Source organism: Kitasatospora sp. NPDC059088, assembly GCF_042738155.1.
Taxonomy (GTDB): domain Bacteria; phylum Actinomycetota; class Actinomycetes; order Streptomycetales; family Streptomycetaceae; genus Kitasatospora.
Genome location: NZ_JBHYGR010000173.1, coordinates 1 through 9,106, shown reverse-complemented (window position 1 = coordinate 9,106; position 9,106 = coordinate 1). Strand labels below are relative to the sequence as shown.

At 71.9% G+C, this 9,106-nt stretch carries 10 protein-coding genes; 5 read left to right on the top strand and 5 right to left on the bottom strand.

Features of this window, described 5'->3' with window-relative positions; all coding sequences use genetic code 11:
* The first annotated feature begins 214 nt into the window (after positions 1 to 214).
* Entirely contained in the window at positions 215 to 1,846 is a 1,632-nt protein-coding gene (locus ACFWXO_RS41005; RefSeq protein ID WP_380531267.1) for an AMP-binding protein, read from the top strand.
* A gap of 79 nt (positions 1,847 to 1,925) precedes the next feature.
* Here the strand turns inward: ACFWXO_RS41005 and ACFWXO_RS41000 are convergent, their stop codons facing one another.
* Positions 1,926 to 2,642, bottom strand: coding sequence for a sortase domain-bontaining protein (locus tag ACFWXO_RS41000; RefSeq protein WP_380531264.1), 717 nt, complete (start codon positions 2,640 to 2,642; stop codon positions 1,926 to 1,928).
* Here ACFWXO_RS41000 and ACFWXO_RS40995 point away from each other — a divergent pair.
* From ACFWXO_RS40995 to ACFWXO_RS40985, 3 genes are all read left to right on the top strand, one after another.
* On the top strand, positions 2,634 to 3,155 hold the full coding sequence (locus ACFWXO_RS40995) for a hypothetical protein (protein WP_380531261.1): 522 nt from the start codon (positions 2,634 to 2,636) through the stop codon (positions 3,153 to 3,155). The two genes, ACFWXO_RS41000 and ACFWXO_RS40995, sit on opposite strands and share 9 nt — an antisense overlap.
* A gap of 466 nt (positions 3,156 to 3,621) precedes the next feature.
* The gene (locus ACFWXO_RS40990) at positions 3,622 to 4,047 is read left to right on the top strand and encodes a hypothetical protein (protein ID WP_380531258.1); all 426 of its coding nucleotides are present in this window, start codon (positions 3,622 to 3,624) and stop codon (positions 4,045 to 4,047) included.
* Between the two features lie 174 nt (positions 4,048 to 4,221).
* A complete protein-coding gene (locus ACFWXO_RS40985; RefSeq protein WP_380531255.1) occupies positions 4,222 to 4,830 on the top strand; it encodes a class F sortase in 609 nt (202 codons plus the stop codon).
* A gap of 152 nt (positions 4,831 to 4,982) precedes the next feature.
* Here ACFWXO_RS40985 and ACFWXO_RS40980 read toward each other — a convergent pair whose 3' ends face one another.
* The 4 genes from ACFWXO_RS40980 to ACFWXO_RS40965 form a co-directional block, all read right to left on the bottom strand.
* A complete protein-coding gene (locus tag ACFWXO_RS40980) occupies positions 4,983 to 5,387 on the bottom strand; it encodes a YccF domain-containing protein (RefSeq protein WP_375883580.1) in 405 nt (134 codons plus the stop codon).
* A gap of 74 nt (positions 5,388 to 5,461) precedes the next feature.
* Positions 5,462 to 6,112, bottom strand: a complete 651-nt coding sequence (locus tag ACFWXO_RS40975; RefSeq protein WP_380531251.1) for a hypothetical protein — start codon at positions 6,110 to 6,112, stop codon at positions 5,462 to 5,464.
* 112 nt (positions 6,113 to 6,224) lie between these two features.
* Positions 6,225 to 6,833 carry a hypothetical protein gene (locus ACFWXO_RS40970; RefSeq protein WP_380531248.1) on the bottom strand — a complete coding sequence of 203 codons (609 nt, stop codon included), beginning with the start codon at positions 6,831 to 6,833 and terminating at the stop codon, positions 6,225 to 6,227.
* A 105-nt stretch (positions 6,834 to 6,938) separates the two neighbouring features.
* Positions 6,939 to 8,012 carry a YncE family protein gene (locus tag ACFWXO_RS40965; RefSeq protein ID WP_380531245.1) on the bottom strand — a complete coding sequence of 358 codons (1,074 nt, stop codon included), beginning with the start codon at positions 8,010 to 8,012 and terminating at the stop codon, positions 6,939 to 6,941.
* 145 nt (positions 8,013 to 8,157) lie between these two features.
* Here ACFWXO_RS40965 and ACFWXO_RS40960 point away from each other — a divergent pair, with 145 nt between their 5' ends.
* Positions 8,158 to 9,045 carry a LysR family transcriptional regulator gene (locus ACFWXO_RS40960; protein WP_380531242.1) on the top strand — a complete coding sequence of 296 codons (888 nt, stop codon included), beginning with the start codon at positions 8,158 to 8,160 and terminating at the stop codon, positions 9,043 to 9,045.
* Positions 9,046 to 9,106 lie beyond the last annotated feature (61 nt).

Genomic DNA, 9,106 nt, shown 5'->3' with positions numbered 1-9,106 from the left:
GCGCCCCCACACCCTCCTCCACCTCTACCCCCCACCCCCGCCCCCCCGCGACACACCCCACCCCACGCGCCCCCCCCCCCCCCCGCGGCCCGCCCCCCCCCCCGCGGGGCCCCCCCGGGTGCCGTGCCGGTACCCCCGTTCGGGGGTGGCGGCGCGGGCCGGGGACCGCGAGCATGGTCCCCTGTCCCGCACCGCCGCACCCAGGAGCCCGCCCGTGCCGACACCGCCCGCCCAGCGCAGCTACGCCTCCGGGGCCTCGGCCGTCCCGCTGCTCGGCGACACCATCGGGGAGAACCTCGACCGCGCGGTGCGCGCCTTCCCCGACCGCGACGCCCTGGTCGACCGCCCCACCGGCCGCCGCTGGACGTACGCCCAACTCGCCGCCGACGTCGACGCGCTGGCCCTCGGCCTGCTGGAGCTCGGCATCGCCAAGGGCGACCGGGTCGGCATCTGGGCCCCCAACTGCGCGGAGTGGACGCTCACCCAGTACGCCACCGCCAAGCTCGGCGCCGTCCTGGTCACCGTCAACCCGGCCTACCGGGCGCACGAGCTGGAGTACGTGCTGAACCAGGCCGGGATCCGGCTGCTGGTCGCCGCCGAGCGCTTCAAGACCTCGGACTACGCCGGGATGATCGGCGAAGTCCGGCCCCGCTGCGCCGGGTTGGAGCGGGTGCTGCTGCTCGGCAGCCCCGCCTGGGACGAGGTGCTGGCCGCCGGCCGCGCCGCCGACCCCGCCCCGCTGGCCGCCCGCCAGGGCGAGCTGGCCCCCGACGACCCGATCAACATCCAGTACACCTCGGGCACCACCGGCTTCCCCAAGGGCGCCACCCTCTCGCACCACAACATCCTCAACAACGGTTACTTCGTGGGCGAGTTGCTCGACTACACCGAGCAGGACCGGATCTGCGTCCCGGTGCCCTTCTACCACTGCTTCGGCATGGTCATGGGCAACCTCGCCGCCACCTCGCACGGCGCCTGCGTGGTCATCCCGGCCCCCTCCTTCGAACCCGGCGCCACCCTGGCCGCCGTCGCCGCCGAGCGCTGCACCTCGCTGTACGGCGTGCCGACCATGTTCATCGCCGAACTCGCCGACCCGGACTTCGACCGCTACGACCTGGGCAGCCTGCGCACCGGCATCATGGCGGGCTCGCCCTGCCCGGCCGAGGTGATGAAGGAGGTCATCGAGCGGATGGGCATGGCGGAGGTGTCCATCTGCTACGGCATGACCGAGACCTCGCCGGTCTCCACCCAGACCCGCACCGACGACCCGGTCGAGCGCCGGGTCTCCACCGTCGGCCGGGTCGGCCCGCACCTGGAGGTCAAGGTCGTCGACCCGGCCACCGGCCGCACCGTCCCGCGCGGCGAGCCCGGCGAGCTGTGCACCCGCGGCTACTCCGTCATGCTCGGCTACTGGGACGAGCCCGAGCGCACCGCCGAGGCCGTCGACGCGGCCCGCTGGATGCACACCGGGGACCTCGCGGTGATGGACGCGGACGGCTACCTCGCCATCACCGGCCGGATCAAGGACATGGTCATCCGCGGCGGGGAGAACCTCTACCCGCGCGAGATCGAGGAGTTCCTGTACACCCACCCCGACGTCCTCGACGTCCAGGTGATCGGCGTCCCCGACCCCAGGTACGGCGAGGAGCTGATGGCCTGGATCCGGATGCGCGAGGGCGCCGAGCCGCTCACCGCCGAGGCCGTGGCCGCCTACTGCGCCGGGCGGCTGGCCCACTTCAAGGTCCCGCGCTACGTGCACGTGGTCGAGGAGTTCCCGATGACCGTCACCGGCAAGATCCGCAAGGTCGAGATGCGCGCGCAGGCGCTGCGTATTCTCGGCCTCTGACCCCGGGAACGCCCGCGGCCCGCCCCCGGGCGGGGACGGGCCGCGGCGTCGCCGATCCGCCGCCCGTGGGAGGCGCGCGTTACGCGGCGAGGTCGGCGTAGAAGATGATGTTGTCGGTGCGGTGCCCGTGCTCGATCCCGCCGCCGCAGGTCAGCAGGCGGAGTTCGGCGTGGTCGGTCGCACCGTAGACCTTGTCGGTCGGGAAGTCCTTCTTGTTCACGTTCTGGATCTCACGGATCCTGAACTCCGCGGTGCTGCCGTCCTCGCGCCGGACGACGACGGTGTCGCCCAGCTCGACCTTCTCGACGTCCTTCATCAGCGCAGGGCCGTGCCTGGTGTCGAAGTGCGCCACCAGGACGGCGATCCCGGTCTCACCCGGGGTGACGCTCCCGGTCCACCAGCCGGGGCTGTTCGCGTCGGTGTCGGGATCCGGGACACCGAGCTCGCCCGTGGCGTCGAGCTCGAGGTCGACCATCTTCCTGCTGTCGACACCGGCCGCCTCGATCCTCATCCCGGTCGGGCGCGCCTTCGGCAACGCCCGTGCGACGGCACTGGGGGTCGAAGCGGCCGAGGTGCTGGTGACCTTGGGCTCCGGGGGCAGGTCGGCACGCTGGCTGCAGGCGGCCGTGGCGCCGAGGAGCCTGGCGCGGCGGCGGGGACGGACACGGGTACTGGGGATCACGGGTGGCTCCGGGCAGTTGGAGCCCTGGCCGCCCGCCGGGTCCGCGCCGTACGCGAAGCCAGCCGCGAGCAGCGGCTCGAAGGAGCCCGGGACCTGCACGACTTCGTGGCCCACGAGGTCACCGGCATCCTGCTGGAGGTGCAGGCGGCCCAGGTCAGTGGCCACGACGCGGCGCAGATCGAGGAACTGCTCGACCGGCTCGATTCGGCCGGGCTCCGTGCCCTGGAGCCCATGGAGGGCACGCTGCGGACCCTTCATGAGTCGGAAGGCCGGCCGCTCACCGAACAGCCGCCGGCGAGGGCCTTCGGCCTGGCGGACCTGATCGACCGTTTCGTGATCGGCGCTGCCCCGCCCGAGGTTGAGGACGCCGTCTACCGGCTGGTGCTCGAGGCACTCATCAACATCCGCCGACATTCTTCCCGCGCTACCCGGTTCTCGGTTTCGGCCACCCGTTCCTCTGTCGGCGCTGTGTCGGTGTCCGTGGCCGACCACGGCGGCAGGAAGGCGTTACGAACACGCAACCGGTTGGCACGTCCGCGCCACCGTTCCTCTCGACTGAGAGGTCCGGGCGAGGATCGATCGTCCACGCGGCCGGAGAATAATCGATACATCGTCGACAGAGGATGAATCCCCATTCACCTTTGTTGCCCCCACAGCTGCCTTTGGGAGTCATCTCAGGTGGGGAGTCTGCCGAGCCAGATGAGGGCTGCGGCGACGCGACTCGGTCGGAGCCGACCTGTGAGGGCGTCCAGAACTGGCCGGCAAGCCCGAGCTCACAGGGTCGATGCTCCACCACGGCCTGCCGCTCCACCTCCTGTGCCGACGGCGACAAGAGCAGAGCGTCCCCAGGCGGCTCACCCACGCAAGGTCAATAACTCAGAACCCCAACGGTTTCAGGACTGCAGGACCTTCTGGGGCGGGTTCGGTCACCTTTGGTGAATCCACTGAAGTGAACTCCCGGCGGGCGGTTGGTCTTGTACCTGAAGGCCCGTTCAGGCGTATTACTTGTCTCTCCTTGGTCGAACGTACGCTTCCCGAAATTCATCCGATGAGTCGCTGATCTCGGTCAGCGAGACAAGGGGATTCGCGAAAAATGCGTTCCGCTCTCCGAGTTGCTGTCACCGTCGTGGGTGCCACGGCGGCCCTGTCCCTCCCCCTGGGCCTCGCCCACGCCGCCGACACCGGGCACGCCCCTTCGTCCAACGCACTGCAGGCCGCGTCGAAGGCAAAGTCCCACGACCTGCCCGACGGTTACAGCACGCGGTACAAGAGCGACAATCCGATCGGGGTGACCATCACCTATGACCTGACTGGCGAGTCCATCGAGCTGAGGGTCGATCGTGTGAGGACCGGCCGCCTCCACAACTACGACTTCACCATGGACTCCAAGGGAATCCTGACGGTCGAGGAGGTGCCGAACACGCAGGAGCTGGCCGACGGCTATGTGGCCGACGTCCACGAGCAGGTCGTCTCTACCCGGACGGGCAAGATCACGGCGTACACCGCGAAGATCCGGTGACAGCGCCGAGCTGGTGTACGGCGGGGCCGGTGCGGCCGCCGTCGGCGCCGCCGGCCTCGGCTTCGTGCTGCTGTGGCGCGGCCGCGGCAACGTCTGATCCCTCGATCGACGGCCGCCGCGCGAGTGGGTTTCCCCCCGCCCGGCGGCCGTTCCATGCCTGCCTGGAGGACACCCATGACCCGAACCCGTGTCACCGTCGTTGCGGTCGCCGTCGCGGCGGCTGCCCTGCTCACCGCCTGCGGCGGTGGGGACAGCCCTGTGCTCCCCGCCGCCCCCGAGATCGTCAGCACCGCTACCGCGTCGCCGGCCACTGCGGCGGCCTCCCTTCCGAAGTCCCGGCCGACGGGGCTCAAGATCGGGTCGGCCGGTGTCGACGCGAAGAGGATGGTCGATCTGAAGATCGACGACAAGGGCGAGCTCGGGGTGCCGGATCCCGCCAAGGAGGCGGACCTTCCGGGGTGGTGGGAGGGGAGTCCGACCCCGGGTGAACCGGGGGCGTCCGTGCTCGTGGCCCACTTCGACACCAGGCACGGGCCGGCCCTGATGAAGGACGTCGAGAAGATCAGGCTCGGCGACCGGATCGCGGTGCCCCGTGAGGACGGCACCACGGCCGTCTTCGCGGTCCGCGAGATCGAGAAGGTGGACAAGAAGGCCTTCCCGACCGAGAAGGTCTACGGCGCCACCGACCGGCCGGAACTGCGGCTGCTGACCTGCGGTGGTGAGATCAGGGACGGGCACCGGACCGGGAACGTGATCTTCTACGCGGACCTGGTACCGGCCTGATCCTGCACCTCGGCAGCGGTTCCGGGGCCGGCGGGTGGAGGCAGAAGCGCAGACGTTCGTGGTCCAGGGTGATGCCCGCAGATCTGACCAGCGCAAACGCTGATGGCCGACGAGGAGGCTCCCTCGTCGGCCATCAGCGTCGGTGGTGGCGCTCAGTAGCGGGTGCCCCAGGCCTCGTCGGTGGAGACGATCTCGCGGCCGAGCGGCATCAGCGAGATCGGGATCATCTTGAGGTTGGCCCAGCCGAAGGGGATCCCGATGATCGACAGGAACAGCGGGATGCTGGTCACCAGGTGCGCGATCGCCAGCCACCACCCGGCGAAGACGAACCAGATCACGTTGCCGACGCAGGACGCCGCCCCGGCGTCCGGCCGCTCGACGGTCGTCCGTCCGAAGGGCCACAGTATGAAGCCGGCGATCCGGAACGAGGCGATGCCGAACGGGATGGTCACGATCAGCACGCAGCAGATGATTCCGGCGACGACGTACCCGATGGCCATCCAGATGCCGCAGAAGAGCAGCCAGATGACGTTGAGGACGAAATTGATGGGCTTCATGCGCGTTACCTTCTCACGCTCGACGGACTGACTGCCACGACCTGCCATGCCCTCTGGCGTGCGCGTTCACTCCCTTAGGGGGTGCTCTTGGGGGATGACTCGGGGGTCGGGAGGGTGGGGAACTCGGTGGCGGAGGGGCTCGTGTAGTGGCAGTCGCCGGAGGTGGGGCAGAGGTACACCGTGAGGTCCTCGCCGTGGGTGGGCGACAGGAGGCGGAACTCGGCGAAGGTGACGAACCTGCCGCCACCGAGGTCGACCGCGCGGAAGCGGGGTGGGGCGGCGACGTGGTCGGTGTCGCCGGTCACCTTGACGTCGTCCTGGCGGCCGGAGAAGGCGGTGAACAGGTACTGCTCCGGCCCCAGCACCCCGTTCGCCACCAGCTCCGTGTCCCTGGTCTGATCGTCGATCGGGATGAACTCGGTTCCGTCCCACGGGTCGCCGAGGTGTACCCAGCAGACGTCGAGGTTGTCCTTCAACCAGAACGCGACCGCTCGGGAGTGCCCGTCGTCGTCGAGTACCGCGAGGGTGGCGAGGGTCGGCTTCGGGCACTGCTTCACCAGGAGCCCCGGCCGGTCGACGGCGTCGACGATCCACTGGGCGGACGGCGGCGCCGGTTCGGGCAGCACCACTGCGTGGCGTGGCGGCCCGTCGTCGGCGAAGACTCCGCAGGCCGTCACGGCGGCCAGGACGGCCACCGAACTCACCAGTCCCGCAAGGCCTTTCATCGCGTACCCCCCGTAGCGCTCCGATGGGTCCAGGGTCGGCCAGGGCGGGGTGGCCGACAAGGCGCTGCGGGGTCACGGAACCGTCCCGGTCCCGCACGGAGGTGACGGTGCGTCAGTGGGCGTCGCGGCAGGTGCCGGTGGGGGTGCAGAGGGTGAGGGTGAGCGGGCGGCCGGTCGGGGGGATCCGGTAGTGGTAGGCGGCGAAGGTGACGAGGTCGCCGGCGCCGAGGTCGAGGGTGCGGCGCCGGACGGGGCTGACGAGGTGGTCCGGGTCGCCGGAGACCGTGATGTCGTCCACCTGGCCGCGGTAGGCCGTGAAGGCGTAGGAGTCCACGCCCGCCGTGGTGTCGGCGGGCATCGGGGTGCGGGGGACGAGGTCGGCGATGGCGGCGAACCAGACGGTGGTGGGCGTGACGCCCGCGTGGTTGACGACGGCGTAGCAGACGTCGAGGTTGTCCGGCAGCCAGAGGGCCACGGCCCGGGTCCGCCCGTCGGTGTCGAGGACGACCATGGTCGCCAGGGCCGGCTTCGGGCACTGCGGCGGCAGGTTGAGCCCGCCGACGAGGTCCGCGATCCACTGGGCGGAGGGCGGGGCGGCCTCGGGGAGCGGCACCGGGTGGCGGTAGGTGCCGGGGTCGAGGGCCGGATCGCAGGCGGTGGCCGGGCCGAGCGCCGTCACCAGTGCCAGCGTCGACCAGAGCGCCCCGAGGCGGCGTCGCATCCTGTCCCCTCTCCCTCCCGGTACGACGGGTGGGCCCCAGGATGCGCCCGGCACCGGGCGGCGGCAAGACTCCTGCCGCGGCCCGGAGCACGGAGCCGGGAGGGGTCAGGCCGGGCGGGGCAGGTAGGCCAGGCCGTGGGCGCCGGGCTCGGCGAGCTTGGGGACGGTGAGGCGGGTGACCGGGGTCAGGGTGTCGAGGTCGACGACGTCCACGGTCGAGGAGACGACGGAGGCGACGTAGCCGAACCGGCCGTCGGGAGAGGAGGTGATGGTCAGCGGGAACCGGCCGACCTCGACGGAGCCGAGCCTGCGGTGGGTGGCCGCGGAGAAGACGGTGAGGCAGCCGGGGTCCTGTCGGCCGAGCGGCGAGTCGGGGCTGGTGGTGGCGTGGATCTCGCCGGCCAGGAGGCGGCCGCTGCTGGTCAGGTGGACCGGCAGGACGGCGGAGCCGGTCGGCAGCACGTCGACCACGGAGGCCGTACGGGTGTCCAGGACGCGGATGCCGGGCGCGGCGTCGGGCTTCCCGGCGAAGCCGAGGTAGGGCCCGCCGACGTACACCCGGGCGCCGTCGGCGGAGACGGCCAGGCCCTCGCTGCCGGGGACGGTGATCTTGGCGGTCAGTGTGCCGCGGTCGAGGTCGACCACGGAGACGTACGGGGCCTCCTTGTTGGTGGCGTAACCGGTGCGCCCGTCCGGGGAGATGGCGAACCAGTGCGGGCCCGGGGCGTCGGTGTCGATCCGGCCGAGCGGGCGGCGGGTCGCGGTGTCGACGACCACCACGCCGCCGGGTCGGTCCGCCGAGGCCTCGACGCTGACGTAGAGCCGGCCGCGGACCGGGTCCAGGGCCAGGCCGTGCGGGCCGTGCTCGGGGGCGAGGTCGATCACCTCGACGACGGTGCGGGTGCCGGCGTCGATGACGGTCAGTTCGGTGCTGTGGCCGTCGTGGGCGTTGTAGTAGCCGGAGCGGTACGCGCTGGTGCACCAGAGCAGGCGCTGCGTCGGGTCGAAGCACAGCTCGTGCGGCTGGGCCGGGACCTCGACGGTGTCGAGCAGGGCGTCGGTGGCGGCGTCGAAGAAGGAGACGGTCGGGCCGCTCTGGCTGACGACGGCGAGGACGTCGCCGGCGAGGTGGGCGCGGGCGTCGAGGTGGGCGCGGGCGTCGAGGGGGGTGTTCGGCACGGGAACTCCTGGTGGGTGGCCGGTGGGTGCCGGCGGGTGCTTCGTGAACGGTTCCCACTGTGCTCGCCCCAGGCCGGTCGAGCCATGCAAGGATCGGCACGGGATCATTGCCCCGGACGTAAAAATGCAGCTCAGGAGCCCACTGATGGACCTCAACCTGCTGCGGGCGCTGGACGCCCTGCTCCAGGAGAACAGCGTGACCCGGGCCGCCGAGCGGCTCGGCACCTCGCCGGCGGCGGCGAGCCGGATGCTGGCCCGGCTGCGCCGCGCGGTCGGCGACCCGCTGCTGGTGCGGGCCGGGCAGGGGCTGGTGCCGACCCCGCGGGCGCTGGAACTGCGGGAGGAGGTGGCGGAGTTGCTGCGGGGCTGCGACAACGTGCTGCGGCCCGGGGCGGGTTTCGACCCGGTCCACCTGGAGCGGACCTTCACGGTGCAGAGCACGGACGCGGTGCTGGTCCGGGCGGCCGGCCGGCTGACCGGGCGGATCCGGGCCGAGGCCCCGGGCGTGGACGTGCTGTTCCTGCCGGAGTCGCTGGAGGGCGGACCGGGCCTGCGTCAGGGGCGGGTGGACGTCGAGGTCGGCGTGCTGGGGCAGTTGGACCCGGAGATCCGCACCCGGCCGCTGGTGACGGCGCCGGTGGCCGGCGTGGCGCGGGCCGGGCACCCGCTGTTCGACGGGCGGATCACCGCCCGGCGGTTCGCCGCCGCCGACCACATCGGCGTCTCGCGGCGCGGCAAGCGGCTCGGGCCGATCGACGCGGCGCTGGCCGAGCGCGGCCTGCGCCGCCGGGTCGCGGTGGTGGTGCCCAGCCACACCGCCGCGATGCTGCTGGCCCGGGACTCCGACCTGGTGACGCTCGGGGCCGCGGACTGGCTGCCGGAGGCCTTCGAGGCGCTGGGCCTGCGCACCTTCCCGATCCCGCTCGAACTCCCGCCGTTGGAACTGGGGATGGCCTGGCACCCGCGCAACTCGGCCGATCCTGCCCACCGTTGGTTCCGTGCGCACCTGGCGGCGGCCGTGCGGCAGGAGTAGCGGCAGGAGCAGGAGCAGGAGCAGGGACGGCGGCAGGGGCCGCACCCGGTGTGAACGGCTG